This window comes from Nostoc sp. UHCC 0252 (genome assembly GCF_034931145.1).
Taxonomy (GTDB): domain Bacteria; phylum Cyanobacteriota; class Cyanobacteriia; order Cyanobacteriales; family Nostocaceae; genus Nostoc.
On record NZ_JAYGHE010000026.1, the window covers coordinates 24532 to 47149 of the forward strand.

Sequence of the window (22618 nt, forward strand, 5' to 3'; positions counted from 1 at the left end):
TCCAAGGGGTAGCATCAATGACTGTAGAGGAATTACTGGAACAATACGCAGCAGGAGTCTTAAACTTTAGTGGTATTGACCTTGCAGAAGCTAATCTGAGCGGGGTCAAACTCAGTGGCGTAAATCTGAGCGATGCTAATTTGAGTATAGTTAACCTCAGTGGCGCAAATCTGAGCGAAGCTAACTTGAGCAATGCCAAGCTAAATGTAGCTAGGTTAAGTGGTGCGAATCTATGCGGCACTATCTTGAACAAAGCCAGTCTCAACGTCGCTAATTTGATTCGAGCCGATCTCAGTCGCGCTCAACTTAAAGGAGCCTTATTGATTCGCGCCGAGTTAATTCGCGCCGACCTCAGCCGCGCCGACCTATCGGAAGCCGATCTCACCGGTGCTGATTTGCGAGAGGCGACACTGCGCCAAGTGAATCTCCGCCACGCCAACTTGAGCGAGACTGTCTTAAGAGGTGCTTCTTTGACGGGAGCCAACTTAGAAATGGCTAACTTAAACGCCAGTGACCTCAGCCGTTGTGACCTGAGTAGTGCAAATTTGCGAGATACCGAACTCAGACAAGCGAATCTCAGCCACGCTAACTTGAGCGGAGCAGATTTGAGCGGTGCGAATCTCCGATGGGCAGATTTGAGCGGTGCGAACCTCCGGTGGGCAGATTTGAGCGGTGCAAAATTGAGCGGTGCTACTTTAATTGGCGCAGATTTAACCAATGCTAATTTAACGAATACAATTTTTATCCATGCCGATTTAAGCCAGGCAAAACTAATGAGGGCGGAATGGATTGGTGCTGACTTAACAGGAGCAACATTAACTGGGGCCAAGCTTTATGCCACCTCCAGGTTTGGCTTAAAAACCGAAGGGATGATTTGTGAATGGGTCGATCTTAGTCCAGCCGGCGATCGCTCCATTATCCAAAACTTCCATTCCCAAGACTCACGAGACTTTTTTAACGAAACACCGCCCACAATCCGCATTATTGTTGATTCCGCCTTAGAACACGAAGCCAATTTTGCGATCGCAGGCGCTTATTATCAAATTGCTCAGGAATACCGGGGACTGAAACAACCCCCAAGTATCGATAGTGGTCGTCGTCGAACTGTTTTCACATTTTATGTAGATAGCGACGAAGCCTTATTTTCCACTGCTTACATTGTGATTCTGCCCTTTCTAGATGCAGCATCTGCTCAAAATAATATTTCCAATGTGGTGGAAATGATTAACAATGAAATTGTGGCAAACCAAAATTTGCAATCACTAAAATCACCTTTGATAGTGAAACAATTAAATATTCTTCTAGAGCAAGCCACGAGTCAGGCTACAACAATTAAACAGATGAAGAAAAATATCGAAGTAGCTGCAAAGTTAAATTTTTGTAAAGCCCCAACTCAAATAGTTTTAACAAATTCTAGTGCCCACACCTTGATTGTCCATGAGCATCCCAACTTTGGGAAAAGATTTATTAATCGCTCTCCTCTCAATGCTTCGGCTTATGATGATATATCTAATGAGTCAATAAAATATAATATATTGCCTTCCTTAAATATGGTTATAGATTTTATTAAAGGATTTCACTATATTAGTCATTAGAAATTGGGAGTTGGGTCTAAGTTATTAGACAAATGACAAATGACAAAACGCAAAATTATGGAGGACAAAAATGAGCAATATCTTTAATAAAATGATCGGTCGAACTCGCTATGTAGTCTTTCGCCTATTTCTGCACTTAGGGGGAGGTGAAGTAGCGCCAATTTTGGGAGTATTAAATAGTGTTGGGCGAGATGCGATCGATGCTGATGGCGACTTAGAAGTTTTGGGAGAAGGATTGGTCGAAATTAGCCAAACCCTACTGCAATATGATGAATATTGGCTTTCTGCTGCCAACGAAGGAGATGTATTCTGGGCTGAAGGTGAGGCGGGAGATTACGTAAACGAATTATTTACCGACTCTGCCGAAAGATATCTCAGCGAACCAGATTATAGTTCTGACTCTGGATTGAATGAACCTTTATCTATACCTGTAACCCGCAACGTCATTGTGATGATTACGGTAGCTTATGAAGGAGAAGTCCCAGAGTTAGAAACCGATCTTTCTAATGTTCAGGCACTCAAAGAAGGATTGAAAGCATTGATAAACTTGCATTACAAAAATAGATTAAAAGCAATCCAAGTGCATTTTTCACCAGCACAGTTAGGTGATGAACTCACTAGCGATCAACTGTTGCAATATTATCCAGAATTGATTCCTTTATAATAGTATGTTGGGTAGTCCGTACTTACTACTTACACCGAGAAATTGTTAAGCTCAGAGATAGGACAATAATCCAATGATCATGACCATAGTACGTAAATTTACAGCCGTTTTTTTAGCTCTGAGTTTGTGTGTCACAACTGTCGCTTGTGGTGGGGGAAACGAAACTAATCCTCCGGCTAAGAACGTTAGCCAAACCTCTGCTAACACTAAGTTGAGTGACGGCGAGTATCAAATTCAACAAGCTACTTATGACGATGCAACCGGCGAGTATAGCCTGTTTTTACTTAATAATAATCCCCCAACCTTTGCAACCGAAAATTTGCAAATGGCACGGTTAACTGATGATGAAATCAAGCAGGGCAAAAAAACCTATCTGAAGGTAGATAAAGGACAACCAATTTTATATCTAACGGAAAACTTTAAAATTGAGTACGTCCACAACGTTACCGAGAATAAAACCAATCCCCAAACCGGACAACAAGAGACGGTTGTAGTCCGTCGAGAAAATAGCTTCTGGACACCCTTTGCTGGGTCTGTGGCTGGTAGCTTGGCGGGTCAGGCAATTGGTAGTATGTTGTTTAGACCTCAATATTATGTACCCCCTGTCTATCAATCAGGCCAAGGATTGAGTGGTTTTGGTGGATATGGTGGAAGCTATGGCCAAGCAGTTCAAAGCTACCAAAGTCGGTACAACACGCAACCAGCAGCCGTGAGGAATCGCACTGCGTTCCGCAATACAGGGACAATTAGAAGGTCATATCCTGGAAATTCAAATGTACGCAACGTACCGCGTAGCACTACAGGTAATAACCGTCCTTCTGGCTCTGGTTTTGGTGGTAGTAGCTTGCGACCCTCTGGTAATTCCAGCACTACCAGACGCAATTCTGGGAGTGGTTTTGGTAGCGGACGTAGTACAGCACCCCGTCGTTCAAGTGGTTTTGGCAGCAGACGGCGTTAAGAAATTTTGTTGCTGAACAATGAAGAATTATTGAATAGGGAAGGTTCTAAGATAGGAAGAAACTAAAGCTAATTAACGGGTTGAATGCTTTTTGTTAGTCGATTGTTGAGAGATGTCGTTATAGAAATATATGATGACATCTCTCCAGAAATAACTATAGTGGTTCTCGTTTACGTGAGTACACCAGTAAGGTCACGGCACTGCCGTGCCCCTACCCTCGCAATATAATCTTGTACCGCATCTGAATGGGAACCGCTATAGGAAAAAGAGCGTTATTGAATTAAGAAATTATTCTTCTGGGGTTGCATATTACCCGGCCCAGTATATAAAAGTTAAATGCGGAATAGTTGATCGAGAAAGATTAAACTTAGAGGTCATTTATACTTTTTACTGACACAACTTTTTCAGCTTCATTTATCTTAATTTGTGCCAGCCCAAACTGTTCAATTACTGCTGCATTTGTCGTCAAATGTCTACTCACTTCAGCCACCCGGTAATGACTTTCCTGTGAAGCTAAAGCAGCCGGCAATAATAACTGATCTGCTAAGTGTTCATCCACGGCTGCGCCAGTGTGATGAAACTCAAGTAGTTGCTGACAAGCAATCTCTGCAACTGTTTCCGCCGACAACCGCAAACGCCCGAATCCACCAAAGCCTGTCAAACTGTTTTCGTATTCAGCAGTTAAAAAAATACCCGCCCCAGGAGCCACACCTCTTTCTCGCAAAGTCTTTACAGTAACTTTCAGATGGGCTTTTCGTAAAAAATTTTCGGCACGATTCGCCATTCGTTGGGGAATATGGGAAGGTAATTCTGTCACTACAGCTAGTCCCCGCACCTGTTGTAACTCTCCCCTTTCCAGCAAGTTGATGCCACCGAGTTTACCACTGCCATTTATCTGCAATTCTACTTCTCCCCCGCCTTGGGGAAACCATCCCCAAGCGCCTAATTTAACTTTTGCCTCTACACCCATGCGTTGCAATATCGGCAGATAAACTTGCTCTATGTACGTCACTGTCGGGCTAAAGTTAACATGAGTTCCACCCTTTAGTGTTACCTGAGAATTTCCAGATGCTAGTGATAAAGGCAAGAGAATTGTCTGTAAAACTAGAGCGATCGCACCCGCAGAACCACCAACTTGTGCTTTACTAACATCAAAGGTATAGTTTCCAGCTTGTACAGCACTACCTGGGATGAATTCTAGCAGCGTTGAACCCAAAGCATCACCCTGTAGTTGGGCATTACAAATTCTCGCCGCAGCCCAAACTGCTGTTAAGTGTTGTGCTGCTAATCCTGGCTTTTTGCGTCCAGCGCGAATGCCTGCAATTCGTATGGGTTCGCCAGTGATGGCCGCTAGACTTAAGGAAGTACGAAGAACTTGTCCGCCTCCCTCTCCATAGGAACCGTCAATTTCAATCATGGGCGATTTTGGAATGGTGGATTTTGGGTTATCCGAAAAGAATTCAGGAGTCAGGTGTCAGAATTCAGAATTGAATTAGAGTCCGACTGAGGAATGAATAAATGATAAAACATCACAAGCTGATCTTTCTTGCGGAAGCGGCCGCTTCGACTTTCCGCGCTTATCCCCCAATTTCTTATTCTGATTCCTGAATTCTGACTTCTGAATTCTTCTTCAACCCCACGGCTCTTAAAATCAAACCACAAATTATAAACTTCTAACAGCCAAATTTTTAGAGGGAGTTACACAAATATACAGAAAAACTTCTGATATGTGTTTTTTATAGTTTGCTAATTTTGAATTTGCAATTGAATAACCTTGCTTTTGCCGGGATTCATCAACCGATAGGGATCAACTATTTCTTTAAATTTTAACTGTTCAGGATCAATAACTTTTCTGCCTCCGTCTTCAATAATATAAGTGTGAGGATTGGCAATACTCACACCCTGTTCTTCGTGATAGCGGATAATCTCATTGAGGCGTTCTTCTGTGGTGTAGCGCACAAGTTGCAAAGCACCAGGAACTACGACACCATTCACCCGAAAGAATTCCAAATGCATCATTACTTCATCGCCAAAGTGATGATACATCTCCTCTAACAGTTGCAAATTGCCATTGCGAGGAAACATACTTTGTAAATATGTAATTCCAGTATCTACGCTCCGGGCAAGTAAGGTTGTATGATTCCAGCTAAATTCTGCTAAATGTATCCCTTTTCCCGCTTCTTCTGCTGGTTTTTCATAAGTAATTTCTCCGCCATATTTCTGCACCAAACCCGGTAAAAATTCTAAACTCGATTCGGCAATTATCAAAAATACTGAGTGAGTCCCTTCAGAAATGTACTCTTGTAGGGCGTGAAAGTATTGGGGAATTGGGGATGCAAAGACAGAAATCAACTTTTTAATCATGCCATCAGCATTACCAAGAGCCTGACCAAATTTTGCTGCTGTCATAAACTCGTCAAATGTCACAATGACTTCTGCCCAAGGATAGGCAGGCCCCAAAGGGATTTCGATTTCGGTAATGATGCCGTTAATTCCCCAAGCATGATTAACTTTTTGGACATCATCGCCGCGTAATTCGATCGCACGGGGTTCATCTTCTACAGTTATCACACGCAATGCTAAGATATTACCGCGATCGCCAAGTAACCCATATTGGATAGAGCCAATACCCCCACTTCCCCCTGCAATAAACCCGCCAATTGTAGCTGTACGGTATGTTGAGGGAGCCATGCGGATTTCCCAGCCAATCTCTCTGGTTTTTTTATCTAAAGTTGCCAATTTCACCCCAGCTTCCACCCGCGCTACACCAGGTTTTACCCAAAGAATCTCCTGCATCCGTGTCATATCTAAAATTACGCCACCATGCAAGGGTACACATTGCCCATAATTCCCCGTACCCGCACCCCGCACTGTCACGGGTACGCGATGTTTAGCACAGGCGGCCGCAACTTTTAAAACCTCTGTTTCATTAACGGGACGTACAACGATATCCCCAACTTTTCCTTCTAGTTTTGGCACTAGCACCGGGCTAAAGGTGTGATAATCCTGAGATAATTTTGCTACTTGAACGGAATCTGTGATGGTTTCTATGCCTTCTAGAGAATTAATCAGGGCATCTAATTTTGTTGTCATCGTTTAAAAACCTTGCCTCTAAGGTAAGGGAGCCTTAAATGGATTACTACTAGGTGGAACGGGGTTAATGCTGGGTACTGGAGTAGGCACTACTTTTGGAATTACTCTGATTGCAAATCCTCTTTCCTGGGGTTGTTGCTTATTAGATATATCATTAACTTGCAGCGTAATTTTATCTGGAAAAGCTAGATTGACTGGCAGACTTCGTGAGCCAATTAGTGGAACATCTCCGAATGGCTGGAGTTTAACCTGAATATTTTCCCCTTCTACTCTCCAACTCAAAGTGGCAGTTGTTCCTTCATTAAGTTCTAGATTTGGTTGTTGAAGCCCGTTGATTGTGAAAGAAATAATTTTAAATGGCTTCGGTAATATTTCTATTTTAGATTCAGTCTTTTTAGAACTTAATTTGCTACTTCCATTGTTAGAAACAGCTTTAATTTCAAAAGCAAAGTTTCCGGCTCTATTTGCTGCTAAAGGAATATTTTTACATTGCAGTTGTTGATTGGTTTGTATACACAGTTTTTGGAGTTTTGGATCGGTGATATTACCTTGAGCAAATTTATAATTTATTGGTTCACCATAAGATGTTCCATCATCTCCAATACCAGTAATTTGAGTTTGTGCTAACAATAATGGACGGGCGATTGCCCAACTTAAAAGAATATTTTGCCCTTTTATATACTGTCGTTTATCTGCTTGAAAATTTATTATTTCTGCAATTTCTTTTTCAGCTATTTTTACTGGAATTTCTTTCTCGACAGATTGGGTTTTTGGAGACAACATTTGGATGCCATTACGATAAAAAGCTTGTAATTTAAAAGTGTAATCACCTTTTGTTGTCGCTCCAGTTCTAATGTTGCTACAAATTAAATCTTGTTTTTCTTGCACCTGACAAAGAGGTGTATTTGCCTGATTCAGTGATTCAGGAATACCACCGCTAAAGTCATAGGTAATCGGCTCAATGGGTTGGGAACCTTTGGCCGTAACAACCAACTTTTGCAACTGCTTATACTGGGAAATTTCCCAGTTCAAAGCAACCTCATCACCTTCAGTAATTTGAGAGTTATTCGCGCTAAAATTTTCTAATCTCAAAGGTTCGGGGTTTAAGATTCGCCAAATGATAAATCCTATCCCTCCTAATAATCCCAAAATTGCCAAAATCAACAAAATAAATTGCCACCAAGGGCGCGGTTTCCATACCAAACTCCCTTGAGGAAATGTGTTAGGTAGAGGAAAATTTTGTGGATCTTTAATATCAACTTGAAAGTTGACTACTAACCCAGCACCAAACCAAGGTTGTCGCCACCAAGGTTTAGGTTTTACCGTCAAATTGCTGATAGCAGTTTTATTTGGTAATAATCTGACTTCGCTAGGATCAAATTTGTAAATATATAGTTCTTCTTCGTCTCGATTTTTTAAGCTTAATATCAGTTCTCGGACAATATTACCTTGGTTTGTTATTGATAATTCATACTTGCCCAGACTCCGGCTAACTTGTCCTAAAATGGTATTGAATTCTATATTTAAATGATAATTTGTCGGAACTTGGATATATACCAAATCTAGTAGTACTAAGTCGGGAGAGTTTTCTGAATACAAGCGGATTGTCGGAGAATAACTCCCTGCAAGGGTATCCGCAGGCGGGTGAAATCTCAAAAATATTTGACCCTGATTACCAGGGTTTAATTCTAGTGCAGTCACATCAGAAATCAATCCTGGCCCCTCAAATCCAGTAGCCGGATAATTGATTGTGAACCAGTCTTCGTCTAAATCTGGGCAACTCAAGCGGAACCTATCTACAAGATAAGAGCGATTGTCAACTACTACCTCCACTTGCAAAGGCTCACTAGGTTTAAAAATTAGCGGTTTGTTGGGATTAGTATTCGGTTTAATAGAAAATGTCGGGTCGTTTATCCGAATTGCAGTTTGTTCTTGCAGAAGAACCTTAATTTGGTTGGGGAAGGTTACGGGTGTATTTTGGGGATAATGAAGAGGGGAGTCTACAACTAATGTATAGTCGTATGTTCCGGGGAGAGCATTTGCGGAAATTTGAAACTCAAATTTTACTTCGTCACTATTCTGCCCTGGAGCTAATGCTAAACTTTCTCTCGGAGAAGTAGACCAGCCGGTTAAATTTTGAAATACTTCATCAAAAACAAAGTATAAGTCAATAACCGCACTTTGATCTCCCTGATTGATCACAACAATATAGAGTTCAATGGTATCTCCTGGCATCCCAAATTGAATTCCAGGTGGATTGATAATAACTTGCAGTGGATTGAATTTAGCTTGCATGTCATTGACTCTCTTATTTGATGCGGTGTAGTTTGACTTGAAAATCTTCACCACCACTCACAATCATGGTTCCTTGATTAGTTTTCAAGTCGATACTATTGATTTTTTTAGAACTTTGGTAAATTGTTTTACCTTCTGCTGCTTTTGTTTTATCGAGTTTATGTTCGGGAGTTAAATACCAAACTACTACTCGTCCATCATCGCCACCACTTACTAGCAAACCACCATCATCACTAAATGCGAGACTACGCACAGATGTTTTTGATGCTCGCCAACGGTCTATTGGCAAACAATTGAGTTCATTTACTTTTTCGAGTGGATTCGGATTTGTTTGGCACTGATTCAAATTCCAAATGGTAATGAATCCCGCAGAATCGGAGGTTGCTAGGATTTTTGCTGCCGAGTTAGGAACAAAAGCCAATCCCCAAATATAATCTTCACGCCCAACTAAAGGATCTAGTTTTTCTAGATTTTGCACTGATAAATTTGGGAATTGTTTATCAGATTGGGCCCGATTCCACTGCCACAAGATGAAACGCTTAAAGTTTCCGGCAATTACTAGAGTTGTTGCATCTGGGCTGAGATTTAATGCCCGGACTTGGAAACCTGATAGTTTCAATGTACTTTGGACATCGATAACTTGCGGTTCTGGCAGAAAATCGCTGTTAGGCGCTGGTCTTGACCATAATCTAACTTTACCACTGCCATAACCACTGAATAGGTTAAGTGAGTTTGGAGTAAAAGCTAAGTCAAAAACGCGATCGCCTTTTGCTTTAGGATCTTTAAGGTCTTGAAGTTCGTTAATTTTTTGCCCCGATGGTACATCTCTAAGTTCAATTACACCATTATCTAAACCAACAGCCATGCGATCGTTTTGTAATGGCATGAAGCGTAAGACTTCTACAGCGTCATTGGTAATCGTCATCAAACCTTTAGGCTGTTGTCGTTGTTCGCAAGCAACTGGTTGCCCAGCATAAGTTGCGCTATTATCGGGGTCTAAGTTATCAGAATTAATTCTCCAAAGCCTTAGTGTGCAATCATCTGAGCCACTAACCACTGATAAACCAATGCCACTAAAACGGACTGAGTTGACAGAACGTGTATGCATTACATCTCTTGGTTGCAGGATTAATGCTAGGAGTGCGGCTAAAAGTGCGATCGCAGCTAGCTGTAACCATAGAGGTATAATTGGCAGAGTCTCTACTTCTAATGTCTGCGTGGCTGGGTCTGTACTCCCTAAACGTTGGTCGGATAATTCTGATTTCGCCTCTAATAATAGAGTTTTACCCATTCCTACCCAAGGGCGTTTTGTTTTCACATCGAGGATTACTTTACTTGTCTCTCCTAGATGAAGATTGGCATTTTCAGGAAGCTTTTTGAAGCTACATTTTCGCCAGTCTCTCCCCTGTACCTGGACATTAATTTCCTGGTTGACGTTACTAGCATTTTTAAACAGTAATTCAAAGGAAGCTGTATCAGATTTCCAGTCAGGCAACCATGCCGATTTGCTAGGGATTTTTAGGTGTTTTTGGGTAGTGGTAAAGTCTATAAAACCCACTGGTAAGACTTCGATGTTGCCTTCAGCACTGGTTGGATAACCATTATTGCTAACAGCTTCAATCGTAAAAGGGTAATTTTGACTGGGCGCTTGCACTACAGAAGGAGGTTGACATTGAAATGTGGCTTCTGCTAACCCTCCTGCTTCAAGAGATAATCGGCGTTCTGCACTACTTGTCAGCCAAGACGAATCAACGCCGATAAAACGTAGTACCACTTCAGTTGGTTGTTGCCCCAAGTTCCGTACCCGTACTGGTATATCTATGGAATTACGGGGATAAACTTGGAACTCTCGCACAGGCAATTCTACACTTAGATGTGTTGGTCTGTTGTCTCGCTCGATTTTCAGACGCAGCACAAGTCTGCACTGTTGTGCTAATTGCGGTGAAAAAATATTCACCATCAAGTTGACAGTACCGACAAATCCCGGAATGGGTGTATTGAATATGAAGACTTGGAAGATGGTGCTGCTGCCTGGTGGTTTAGCTGCTGCCACCTCTGGTTCGAGTCGATACCATCGGTATCCAGTGTTCCGGGTTTCTCCGGCGGCGGTAATTTCTACCTGAAAATTGACAAAGCGATCGCTGTCATTATTGACAGTTACCTCAAATGATACAGGAGTATCACCCGGACGAAAGGTTAGGTTCTGAGTAGAAAGACTGGCATTAATAACACTTTTTTCCATGCTATTATTTATACTATTTTATTATTTTGCATAACTAACACTATTAAAAAATTAATATCTGCGAAAAGTTGGCAATAGGTCTTTTGGTTTGATTATTCAATAATATTGTGTAATAAATTTGTCAATTTATAAAAGTCATTTTCAGAAAAGCTAGCTATATATTCCAATCCCAATCTTTCAATTGAATATCTGGCACAATCCCATCAACACTTCACCAGCCAGGTATATGGGTAAAAAATCAACTTTTCGGGATGAACCACTATAAAACCTAATTTTTGATCCTCATGGTAAAATTACATAGTTTTATGACTTTACAAAAGCGTCAACTTGCTAGATGATAGCAACGAAAGGAAAAATAATTAGTAAATATATAGTTTTTTAACTCTCAAGAGTTATGTGAAAATCCTGTAATGACAAGGCTGAAGTCGGTTTGAGTTTCCCTCATAACCTTAGTTCGAGGTAAAAAAATGGTAACGCTACATACCTCACGCTTCCAAGTGAATCCCGCAACTTGCACTTCCCATAACCATAATTTGGTCTTCATTGACATGGCGGTTGAAGACTATAGTAATTTAGTCAATGGTGTGCTTGAGAATACCCAAGTGTTCACTCTGGAATCGACACAGAACGGTGTTGAACAAATTACGGATATTCTGACGAGTTGCGATCGCTCAAATTTGATTAATATTCATATTGTGTGCCACGGTACACCAGGCTGCTTACAATTGGGCAACACTAATTTAGGACTTGATAACCTCGACAAGTACAGCCAACAACTTCAACAATGGCAGCAGATATTTTTAGCCTCTGCCAACAGCGATCGCCCCTACAATTTATTTATCTATGGTTGCAATGTGGCTGCGGGTGATGCAGGCGAGGAATTTGTCGCCAAATTGCACCAACTCACAGGAGCAAATATTGCCGCTTCCCGTCAACGGATTGGGAATGCAGAATTAGGTGGTAATTGGGAGTTAGAAGTCCGCACCACTGAAATGGAGGTTAGTTTAGCCTTTTCAGAAGCGACGCGACAGGCTTATGCAGGGATATTGGCGACGTTTACCGTCAATGATACCGGAGATGTCGATGATGGCGATCCGAACAACGGGATCACCACACTCCGAGAGGCAATTAATTTAGCCAATGCTACTAAGGGGCAAGATACAATTACTTTTGGTGGAGTGTTTAATAATACAACTCCAGACGTAATCACCCTTACCTCTGGGCAACTGACGATTAACGATAACGTCACCATCTTGGGGACTGGGGCATCTCAGCTTACAGTCAGTGGAAATAATGCCTCCAGAGTTTTCGAGATATCGGGAGTAGGTACAGACGCGATCGTTGATGGCTTGACTATTTCTAATGGTAATGACGGCGGTCTTTTGATCAATGAGACTACCATCCTCAGCCTAACGAACAGCACAGTCTCTAACAATACAACGTCTCAGAATGGTGGTGGAATCGTTAACTCAGGCGTTCTCAATCTAACTAACAGCACAGTCTCTAACAATACAACGTCTCAGAATGGTGGTGGAATCGTTAACTCTGACTCAGGTATTCTCAGCCTGAACAATAGCAGCGTCTCTGGCAACACAGCATCCGGGAGTGGTGGTGGTATCTCTAATAGCAATATCCTCAACCTGAATAATAGCACTGTCTCTGACAATCAGGCATCATTCGGCGGCGGCATCGCTAACCCAAGTTCTTTTTATTCTTTCGGTTCAGCTACCGTGACTAACAGCACCATCTCTGGCAATAAGTCACTAGAAGATGGCGGTGGTATCTATAATGGTGGGAGCTACAATAACGGAAACGTTCTCACCCTTATAAGTTCTACTGTTACAAACAATACGTCAGATTTGGATAGCAATGGTACTGGTGATGGTGGAGGTATTTTCAATACTGGTCGAAAATTTGTCGTTGGGAACAGCATCATTGCAGGCAACTCCGACAAATCTACCTCCGATATCATTAATCCCGATGTGAGTGGCAGTTTCACTGACTCCGGCAATAACCTCATTGGTAATAGCACTGGTAGCACTGGTTTCACCACCAGCACCCTAGTAGGAACTAGTGCCAGCCCCATTGATCCAAAACTCAGTCTGCTGCAAAATAATGGCGGTGTAACTTTAACTCATGCCTTACTTGCAGATAGTCCCGCCATTGATACTGGAAATAATAGCCTAGTTAGTGCTACCACTGACCAAAGGGGCGCTGAATTTGAGCGGATATCCGGCGCTACAGTGGATATTGGTGCTTATGAAGTCCAGTCCACTAGCCCACTACCTGTTAATACTGACACAGTAGTAACTAATACTAACGATTCAGGGGTAGGCTCGTTGCGGCAGGCTATTATCAATGCTAATGCCACTGCTGGGGCGGATACAATTACCTTTGCGGGCGTGTTCACCGACGCTATCCCAGATATCATCACCCTCACATCTGGATCACTAAGCATTACCGATGATGTAACCATTTTAGGGACTGGGGCATCTAAGCTGACCATAAATGGGAACAATACTTCGGGTGTATTCGAGATATCGGGCACAGGGACAGATGTGAGCATTGATAGCTTGCAGGTTACTAATGCTAATGATGTAGTATATGGCAGTATTTTGCTCAATAGTAATGCCAGCCTCAGCCTAACGAATAGCACAGTTTCTAACAATAAAGGAGCAGTGGGCGGCATATTGAACAGAGGTACTCTCAGCCTGACAAACAGCACTGTCTCTGGCAATGGTGGGTCGTCGTTAGGCGGAGGCATATTTAACACAGGCAACCTCAGCCTAACTAACAGCACCGTCTCTGGCAATTATGCGACGATTAAATACTCCTCTGCCTACGGTGGCGGTATATTTAACACAGGTACTCTTAGCCTAACTAACAGCACCGTCTCTAATAATAGTTTGTATGCCAGTGGCTTAGAGCGCGGTGGCCCTAACCCTTACCCTACTTACGGGGGCGGAATCTATAACTCTGGCAGCGTTAGCCTGACCAATAGCACTGTCTCCAATAGTGTCGCGCAAACTGGTGGTGGCATTTATAACAGTGGCACTTTCAGCCTGAACAATAGCACTGTCTCTGGAAATAGGGCTTACTCTACTGGTGGCGGCATTTATAACTCAGGCTCCCTCACTGTCACTACCAGTACTATTACTAATAACACTGCATCTGATTTTTATATAGGTGATGCGGATGGTGGAGGTATCGTCAATTTATCAGATGGTACTGTCATTGTTGAGAACACTATCATTGCAGGCAACTTCGACAAACCCGACACCTATGGCGAAGAGGGTTTCTACTCCAATGATGTTTGGGGCAACTTCATTGACTCAGGGAACAATCTAATTGGCGATCGCACCGGTAGCACAGGCTTTAATACTAGTACACTAGTAGGCACAAGCGTTAACCCCATTGATCCCAAACTTAGCCCACTGCAAAATAACGGTGGTACAACCTTAACTCACGCTTTACTTGCAGATAGTCCCGCTATTGACGCTGGCGCAAATTCCTTGATTCCTGCTGGTGTCGAAAATGACCAGCGTGGTGTTGGATTTGACAGAATATCTGAGGGTACAGTTGATATTGGTGCTTTAGAATTCAACGGTATTAACGGAACCAATGGCGCTGATAACCTAGTGGGCACAAATTACGCTGATATAATTAACGGTCAAGGCGGGAATGATATTATCACAGGTAATCAAGGGAATGATATCCTAACCGGTGGCGGCGGCAATGATAAATTTGTTTACAACTTAGGTGATGGTGTTGATACTATTAGCGATTTCGGCGGGTTAGGTAAAGGCTCAAATCCTTCAGCAGAAACCATAGCCGAAATAGATATCCTCAAATTTCAAGGTGCTGGATTGACAGCCCAAAATCTATTACTCACCCAGAATGGTAACGATCTAGAAATTACCTTTGAAGGTGTGGCTAATAACAAAGTTATCCTACAAGACTTTGCTCTAGAAAACCTAGATAACCTCTGGAGTATCGGTAATATTATTTTTGATGGGCAGACCACAATTAGTGACAGCTTTGATATTTTCGATGCCGATTCTACTCAAAGTACCATCTTCAACAAAAATACATTTACCTTTCTCAATGATCTCAACAACAATGTCGAGGGTTTTGACAATTCAGCAGATATTATTTATGGTCTGGAAGGTGATGACCGCATAGATGGTAAAAGTGGTAACGATAGCCTCATCGGTGGTGCTGGTAACGATAGCCTCATCGGTGGCGCTGGTAACGATAGCCTTATCGGTGGTGCTGGTGACGATAGCCTCATTGGTGGTGCTGGTAACGATAGCCTCATCGGTGGTGATGGTAACGATAGCCTTATCGGTGGTGCTGGTGATGACATCCTAATTGGTGGCGGTAATATTAATACCTTAACTGGTGGTAGCGGTCATGATCAGTTCGTTTGCCAAGGCTTGAATCGTGATACAATCACTGACTTTAATCACAGCGAGGATAAGTTAATCCTTACTGACTTGTTTAAGAGCCGGGGCTACAGTAGCAGTAACCCCATCTCAGATGGTTATCTGCGGTTTGTACAATCGGATACTTCTACACAAGTTCAGTTTGACTACTCTGGTATTGGTGGAGCTTTTTATACCTTTGCGACTTTAGATAATTTCACCGCAACTAATCTGGTAGTTGGTACTAACGTTATTGTGTAGGGTTCAGTTTAACGAACCGCAAAGGCGCAAAGAACGCAAAGGAAGAGAAGAAAGAAATGCTTACAGCTATTTTCAGATAAATAGCTGTAATTTTTGGATCTTAGATTTCAGAAACATCTAAAATCCAAAATCTATAACTTTTACAGTTGGCGCACTAATGGCTGACCATCTTTGACTTCACCAATCAAAACTAAGTCAACACAGTTAACAAAAATCCCATTTTCCAGAACGCCGGGAATGTTATTCAATGTCTTTTCTAGATTGACTGGATCTTCAATAGAGTCAAATCTGACATCTAAGACAAAGTTACCTTGGTCAGTAATCACTGGGCCAGCTTTTTTTACACCCATGCGGAGTTCTGGTTTACCACCAAGTTTTTTGATGGCATTGGTTACAGGAGTAATTGCCATTGGAATTACTTCCACCGGCACAGCGAAACTAGAACCCAAGCGGTCTACTAATTTACCACTATCTACAACGACGATAAACTGTTCTGCTAGGTAATCTACGACTTTTTCGCGGGTATGTGCTGCACCACCGCCTTTAATCAAATTCTTTTGCGGATCAACTTCATCTGCCCCATCAATGGCAATATCGATGTGGTCAATAGCATCTAAGGTGGCGAGAGGGACACCGTACTGCTTCGCCAGTACTTCTGACTGAAAGGAGGTAGGTATACCAATGATATCTTTGAGTTCACCAGACTTGAGGCGATCGCCTAAAAACTGAATTGTATATGCTGTAGTTGACCCCGTACCTAACCCAACGATGGAACCCGACTTTACTAGGGCGGCGGCGGCTTTGCCAACTTCTTGCTTCATCAACTTTACGGGATCTGTTGCTGTCATTCCCAAAACTCCTGAAAAACTGACTATAGTCCATAGTAGTGGGCAGATAACCTCAAAAGATGAAAGGTAAAAAACAAGTTTTTGCTAATTTCTACTTCCTTGATTAGAAACTTTAAAAAATAAAACACCCTATTGTCCGGGAGAGAGGAGATAACTTATGTAAAAAGTTTGTATATTAATATACTTGTGTTATGAAGAAGCCCCAACACACCGATCTTACCTTTGAGAAACTTCTCGCTGATATTGACCCAAAAGTAGCAAATACTTTCACAGTGGAGCAATTAGAAGCCATAAAAAGGGGTTTTACCTCTCGTGCTTGGACTCGTCATTCTTTAGACATAAGAGTTTCAGTGCCAATTCCCGGATTAAGGTTTTATCTGGTGTTGCTGGCAGGTTCAGAACGTCGTTCTAAAGTGCGTTTAAGCTCCGAAAGAGGTTTATATCCTTTTTGGACTCCTGTAAATATTTTATTTATCATGGGGTTTTTAAGCGTTCTATCGATTTCCGGCTATACTATTTTTTCTTTTGTATTGTCTTCACTTACTCCTCTATCTAGCAATTACCCTACTTCAATTCCTTGGATTTACGATAAATCAGAATGTGAACACACTGGTAGAATCTGGCGTGATGAGAAATGCTGGGATTCTGAACACAGTCCTAATTTTTAAAGCTATATCAAGTTCGGGTGATTACTTGTAATAAAATCCATCAATGTCGGTTGGGTTGAACTTTAGAGTGTTCCAAAAAATAAATGATCCAAAACCCGTCATTGCGAGCGAAGCGAAGCAATCGCAAGGGCTGGGATTGCTTCGCTTCGCTCGCAATGACAATTGAGCATTTTTTTACTTGGAGTACTCTTAGTGTTACCCAACATGAGCAAGGATAAAATGTTGGGTTGAGGAACGAAACCCAACCTACACATATTAAGTGTTTAACCGAACCTGATATTATACCTTCTCCTCTGTCCTGCAATTTCCAAAGGAAAAACGAAAAAAACCCTGACTTCTAGCCAGGGGTTTTTCAACTTCGTCTATTAAACAGTTAGAGGATTATTTTTTGGGTGAGATGAGCATCATCATGTTTCGCCCTTCTTTTTTAGGCGCTTGTTGAAGCTCACCATAAGGCTCCAAATCGGTTGCCATTCGCTTGAGCAAATCTTCTGCTAGGTCGCTGTGTTGAATTTCTCGACCCCGGAACATCACAGTCGCTTTGACTTTATCGCCATCTTTCAAAAAGCGCTCTGCTTGCTTAACACGCACATTGTAGTCGTGTTCTTCTATTTTGTAACGCATCTTAACTTCTTTGACATCAGCCGTGTGCTGCTTTTTCCGGGCTTCCCGCGCCTTTTTCTCCTGCTCAAACTTGTATTTCCCGTAGTCCATAATCCGACAAACTGGCGGGTCAGCTTTGTCACTTATAAGCACCAAATCTAACTCTTTTTCTTCTGCTAGTTGTAGTGCTTCCTGTGGGGGCATAATTCCCATCTGGGCACCATCAGTATCAATGACCCGAATTTTCGGGAAGCGAATTCTTTCGTTAATTTGGGGCAGATCGCGAGTTCTTTTCTTCTCAATCACAGGCATTATGATTTGTAGGAGCTCTTAATGAAGGATTTGGTGTGGTCTTGATTGATATGCCTTCAGAAGCAAGATACGGAAATAACTCAGGACTGAAAACATAGTCTACAGTTCTAGAGTAACTAATCCATAAAATAGTTGCGTCCTTAGTATTTGTCATTTTACTAACTCTGAGAGAATTTCTCTGCAATAGTTAATCTAAATTACACAACCTAGACTCATGTTAAATATTATTACAATTTAGCAATATTTTTTGCGATGGCGTAACCGCCCATTTTAGGCGATCGCATAAAGCAACATCATGTCTCCAAAATATTAAGCTTGCAGATGCAGCACATCTAGCAAAATCAATGTAGTATATTATCTTACATTCAGTAAGCTTAGTAGTATTTATAGTCCACCAGCGCTGATAAATCCACTTTAAAAAGGGAGAAGCAGAGAGAATATCCCCTCTGCTTCTTTCACCTATATCCTCTTAATAAGACCACTTCCAGTCACGAATTTCCGGCATATCATCGCCGTACTTCTGGATGTAGTGCTTGTGTTCGATGAGCTTATCTTGCATTTCCTGTTTGACATAAGCTGCTCTATATCCTAGTTTTGGTACACGAGCAATTACATCCATTACTAGGTGAAAGCGATCGAGATCGTTAAGCACAACCATATCAAAGGGGGTAGTGGTGGTTCCTTCTTCCTTATAGCCACGCACATGCAAGTTATGATGGTTGGTTTGGCGATAAGTTAGGCGATGAATCAGCCAAGGATAGCCATGAAAAGCAAAGATAATCGGTTTGTCTGTGGTGAAAATTGTGTCAAAGTCTTTTTCACTCAAACCGTGGGGATGTTCGCTTTTTGGCTGTAGTGTCATCAAATCGACTACGTTCACTACCCGCACCTTTAACTCAGGGAAGTGCTGACGCAGAATATCCACAGCCGCTAAGGTTTCCAAGGTGGGAATATCCCCAGCACAACCCAGTACTACATCTGGTTCGCCGCCTTGGTCGTTGCTTGCCCATTCCCAAATGCCGATGCCTTTTGTACAGTGCTTGATAGCAGCATCCATATCAAGATATTGCAATGCTGGTTGCTTTCCGGCAACGATGACGTTGACATAGTTGCGGCTTCTTAAACAATGGTCAGTTACTGATAGCAGAGTATTCGCATCGGGGGGCAAATATACACGAACGATCTCTGCTTTCTTGTTAATTACATGGTCGATAAAACCGGGGTCTTGGTGAGAGAAGCCGTTATGGTCTTGTCGCCAAACGTGGGAGGTGAGTAGATAATTGAGGGAAGCAATCGGTCTACGCCAGGGAATATCTCTGGTTGTTTTCAACCATTTGGCGTGCTGATTGAACATTGAGTCAATAATGTGGATAAACGCCTCGTAGCAGGAGAAGAACCCGTGCCGTCCTGTGAGGAGATAGCCTTCTAACCATCCTTGACAATTAGTTTCGCTGAGAATTTCCATTACCCGACCGTCGGCGGAAAGGTGGTCATCTTCCGGGAGGATCTGGGCTACCCAATCCCGATCTGTAACTTCTAGTACAGCGCCTAAGCGATTTGATACCGTTTCATCGGGGCCGACGATGCGGAAGTTGCGGGTTTCTTGGTTAAGTTGCATGATATCCCGGAGAAATTTTCCGGCAACTTGGGTAGCTTCTGCGATCGCTTGTCCTGGTTTGAGAACATCTACAGCATAGTCTTGAAAGTCTGGCATCTTCAGGTCGCGCAGCAAAATGCCGCCGTTAGCGTGGGGATTGTCACCCATGCGTCGATGACCTTTGGGAGCTAGTTCTGCTAATTCGGGAATCAGCGTGCCGTTGCTGTCGAAGAGTTCTTCTGGTTTGTAACTCTTCATCCAGTCTTCTAGGAGTTTCAGGTGTTCTGGCTGTTTAGCGATATTGCTCAAGGGAACTTGGTGCGATCGCCAATAACCTTCGGTTTTTTTGCCATCAACTTCCTTGGGCCCTGTCCAACCTTTGGGGGTTTTTAAGACAATCATCGGCCACTGAGGACGTTCAGTGAAACCATGTACACGGGCTTCTCTTTGGATGCTTTGAATTTCAGCGATCGCTATATCTAAAGTCGCCGCCATCTGCTGGTGGACATCTGCGGGATCGTCACCTTCGACAAAGTATGGTTTGTAGCCATAACCTACAAATAAGCTTTCTAATTCCTCGTGGCTGATGCGTGCCAGTACTGTTGGATTGGCAATTTTATACCCATTTAGGTGCAGAATCGGCAGTACAGCCCCATCATGCACCGGGTTAAGAAACTTGTTGGAATGCCAGCTAGTTGCTAAAGCACCTGTTTCAGCTTCGCCGTCACCGACAACAGCAGCAACGATCAAGTCAGGATTATCAAAGGCAGCACCGAAAGCGTGGACGAGGGCGTAACCTAGTTCCCCCCCTTCGTGGATCGAACCAGGAGTTTCCGGTGCAACATGGCTAGGAATACCACCAGGGAAAGAGAATTGTTTGAAGAGTTTCTGGATTCCTTCTGCATCCTGGGAGATGTTGTGATAGTACTCGGTGTAAGTGCCTTCTAGGTAGGTGTTGGCTACCAGTCCAGGGCCTCCATGACCGGGGCCAGCAATGTAGATTGTGTTCAGGTCATATTTTTTGATGACCCGATTTAGGTGAGCATAGATCAAGTTTAGCCCTGGCGTTGTTCCCCAGTGACCCAAGAGCCTGGGTTTGACGTGTTCCAGCTTTAACGGTTCTTTCAATAGTGGATTGTCAAGTAGATATATCTGCCCAACCGAAAGATAGTTAGCTGCACGCCAGTAGGCGTTTATCTTACGTAATTCTTCGTCTGTTAAAGGCTTTGTTTGTGGAGTTGTTGCTAATGTCATTTCGACACTCCATTACAAAAGGATTTTGGCGAACTCATCAGTAAGCAATTATACTTTTTTTCCAGATGATGTCCATCTATCCATAATGAATTTTTCAACCTTTGTGACTAAATTCCTCTTTCTCAGTACAGAATGGAAAGCGATCAAGCGATCGCTTTGACATGCTCACCGCCGTGAACGCACTCTTAAGAAGGAGTAATGAGTAATAAGTAATGAGTAATGAGTAAATACCCATTTTTCTGATAACGAGTTACACCTACTCTAACAATCTTAAATTATCGTGAAAATCTCTGATTCCTCTCTCTGCGTTCTCTGCGTCTCTGCGGTTAATTTTTTTACAAATCAGTAACCGCTATTTTAAAATATCTAAAAAAGCTTTAGCGATCGCTTAAGGGACTTCCAAAAAATAAATCATCCTTTATGTTAGAACAACAACCAGAAAGTTTACAGTCTTATGTTAAACAGTTAGCCGCAGAAGCTTTACACAAATCAGAACCATCTGCATGGTTTGAAGTTTTATACGCGAAAGCTAAAGGGGACGCAGCACAAATTCCTTGGGCCAAGTTAGCTCCTCATCCTTATCTGCAAAATTGGTTAACGAATCATGAACCATTCGCCTTACAGCAAAAGGCATTAGTAATTGGTTGTGGCTTAGGAGATGATGCCGAAGCTTTAGCAAATGTGGGATTTGAAGTAACCGCTTTTGATATTTCTCCGACAGCGATTTCCTGGTGTCAGCAGCGATTTCCCGATTCGACTGTCAACTATGTAGTTGCAGATTTGTTGGCAATTCCCTCACAATGGCATCAAGCCTTCGACTTTGTTTTTGAATGTCGTAACATTCAAGCTTTGCCCTTGAATGTGCGTTCTTCAGTTATTTCTTCAGTTACCTCTGTTATCGCTTTAGGTGGAACACTGTTACTGATTACTCGTGTTCGGGACACAGAAGTTGAACCCAGTGGCCCACCTTGGCCATTATCAAACTCAGAACTTGAGCAGTTTGAAAATTTAGGATTATACCAAGTAGAGAAATTTGTGTTTTCCGAGTCTGAACAAATTGACGTTAAGCAGCTACGGATTGAATACCAAAGACAATAATTACTCGACTCTGTAGACACCACATTTTATGTCAGGGTAAAATCCCCATTAAAATCATAAGCCAGTTTCTGACCTTTTATCAGAAAAATGGGTTTAAAACCCCGTGTTTCCAGCACGGCTTTAAAGTAATGAGTTAGGAGTAAGTAATGAGTTATGAGTAATGAGTTATGAGTTATGAATATTTACTTCTTCCTTCTTGCTTCTTACTCATTACTTTTTACTTCTTACTCATTACTTATTAATGAGTGGATGAAAAATGGGTATTTACTCATTACTCATTACTCATTACTCATTACTCATTACTCATTACTTGTTACTCATTACCCCTTCTTAAGAGTGCGTTCACTGCGGTGAGGATGTCAATCTTAACTGTCCACTGATTTAATTTGTTCCCTAAGCGATGGTGTTAGAATCATTACCCCTCTAACAATTTCTTCAGGGGTAGCTGTGCCATTGATTATTTTTGGTGCGATCGCCATAACTTCCAGAGCTAGGTTTGTTGGAATTCCTTTTGCTTCTAAACGTTTCAATTCCAAAACGTCGATACCTACTGCCAATCCATCCAAATATTCTTCTACAGTCACTTCTAAATCTTCAATTTCTGACATAAGTATAAGAGCCTTCATTCTCTAGGTTGCACTTGAGAAATTATTCGAGAGTTACGATTTTTGGTAAAGTTTAGAGGATGTTTGAAAAGTCCTGTTTT

Annotated in this window: 14 protein-coding genes; 6 read left to right on the forward strand and 8 right to left on the reverse strand. The window is 42.2% G+C overall.

All coding sequences use genetic code 11. From position 1 onward, the window contains the following. The first annotated feature begins 17 nt into the window (after nt 1–17). The 3 genes from VB732_RS16305 (at nt 18) to VB732_RS16315 (ending at nt 3217) form a co-directional block, all read left to right on the forward strand. The gene (locus VB732_RS16305) at nt 18–1595 is read left to right on the forward strand and encodes a pentapeptide repeat-containing protein (protein ID WP_323231963.1); all 1578 of its coding nucleotides are present in this window, start codon (nt 18–20) and stop codon (nt 1593–1595) included. 70 nt (nt 1596–1665) lie between these two features. Next, nucleotides 1666–2259 (forward strand): DUF1517 domain-containing protein, encoded by a 594-nt coding sequence (locus VB732_RS16310; protein ID WP_323231910.1) that lies wholly within the window; start codon nt 1666–1668, stop codon nt 2257–2259. A gap of 73 nt (nt 2260–2332) precedes the next feature. Then, entirely contained in the window at nt 2333–3217 is an 885-nt protein-coding gene (locus tag VB732_RS16315; protein ID WP_323231911.1) for a hypothetical protein, read from the forward strand. A gap of 367 nt (nt 3218–3584) precedes the next feature. Here the strand turns inward: VB732_RS16315 and rtcA are convergent, their stop codons facing one another. The 4 genes from rtcA to VB732_RS16335 all read right to left on the reverse strand — a co-directional run bounded on the left by rtcA (nt 3585) and on the right by VB732_RS16335 (nt 10847). Beyond that, nucleotides 3585–4634, reverse strand: coding sequence for an RNA 3'-terminal phosphate cyclase (gene rtcA, locus VB732_RS16320; RefSeq protein WP_323231912.1), 1050 nt, complete (start codon nt 4632–4634; stop codon nt 3585–3587). A gap of 329 nt (nt 4635–4963) precedes the next feature. After that, nucleotides 4964–6310, reverse strand: a complete 1347-nt coding sequence (locus VB732_RS16325) for an FAD-binding oxidoreductase (protein ID WP_323231913.1) — start codon at nt 6308–6310, stop codon at nt 4964–4966. Between the two features lie 18 nt (nt 6311–6328). Then, nucleotides 6329–8605 carry a hypothetical protein gene (locus VB732_RS16330; protein WP_323231914.1) on the reverse strand — a complete coding sequence of 759 codons (2277 nt, stop codon included), beginning with the start codon at nt 8603–8605 and terminating at the stop codon, nt 6329–6331. 13 nt (nt 8606–8618) lie between these two features. Then, the gene (locus VB732_RS16335) at nt 8619–10847 is read right to left on the reverse strand and encodes a hypothetical protein (protein WP_323231915.1); all 2229 of its coding nucleotides are present in this window, start codon (nt 10845–10847) and stop codon (nt 8619–8621) included. A 467-nt stretch (nt 10848–11314) separates the two neighbouring features. Here VB732_RS16335 and VB732_RS16340 point away from each other — a divergent pair, with 467 nt between their 5' ends. Beyond that, entirely contained in the window at nt 11315–15532 is a 4218-nt protein-coding gene (locus tag VB732_RS16340; protein ID WP_323231916.1) for a DUF4347 domain-containing protein, read from the forward strand. A 140-nt stretch (nt 15533–15672) separates the two neighbouring features. Here the strand turns inward: VB732_RS16340 and rpiA are convergent, their stop codons facing one another. After that, nucleotides 15673–16380 (reverse strand): ribose-5-phosphate isomerase RpiA, encoded by a 708-nt coding sequence (gene rpiA / locus VB732_RS16345; protein ID WP_323231917.1) that lies wholly within the window; start codon nt 16378–16380, stop codon nt 15673–15675. A 191-nt stretch (nt 16381–16571) separates the two neighbouring features. Between rpiA and VB732_RS16350 the strand changes: the two genes are divergently transcribed. Beyond that, nucleotides 16572–17048: a hypothetical protein gene (locus tag VB732_RS16350; protein WP_323231918.1), complete on the forward strand. Its 477-nt coding sequence runs from the start codon at nt 16572–16574 to the stop codon at nt 17046–17048. 381 nt (nt 17049–17429) lie between these two features. Here the strand turns inward: VB732_RS16350 and infC are convergent, their stop codons facing one another. Together infC and VB732_RS16360 are read right to left on the reverse strand one after the other, a co-directional pair. Then, nucleotides 17430–17963, reverse strand: coding sequence for a translation initiation factor IF-3 (gene infC, locus VB732_RS16355; protein ID WP_323231919.1), 534 nt, complete (start codon nt 17961–17963; stop codon nt 17430–17432). A 469-nt stretch (nt 17964–18432) separates the two neighbouring features. Beyond that, nucleotides 18433–20814 (reverse strand): phosphoketolase family protein, encoded by a 2382-nt coding sequence (locus VB732_RS16360; RefSeq protein WP_323231920.1) that lies wholly within the window; start codon nt 20812–20814, stop codon nt 18433–18435. Nucleotides 20815–21234: 420 nt separating this feature from the next. Between VB732_RS16360 and VB732_RS16365 the strand changes: the two genes are divergently transcribed. Further along, nucleotides 21235–21912 (forward strand): class I SAM-dependent methyltransferase, encoded by a 678-nt coding sequence (locus VB732_RS16365; RefSeq protein ID WP_323231921.1) that lies wholly within the window; start codon nt 21235–21237, stop codon nt 21910–21912. Between the two features lie 365 nt (nt 21913–22277). Here VB732_RS16365 and VB732_RS16370 read toward each other — a convergent pair whose 3' ends face one another. Then, on the reverse strand, nt 22278–22520 hold the full coding sequence (locus VB732_RS16370; protein ID WP_323231922.1) for a hypothetical protein: 243 nt from the start codon (nt 22518–22520) through the stop codon (nt 22278–22280). Nucleotides 22521–22618 lie beyond the last annotated feature (98 nt).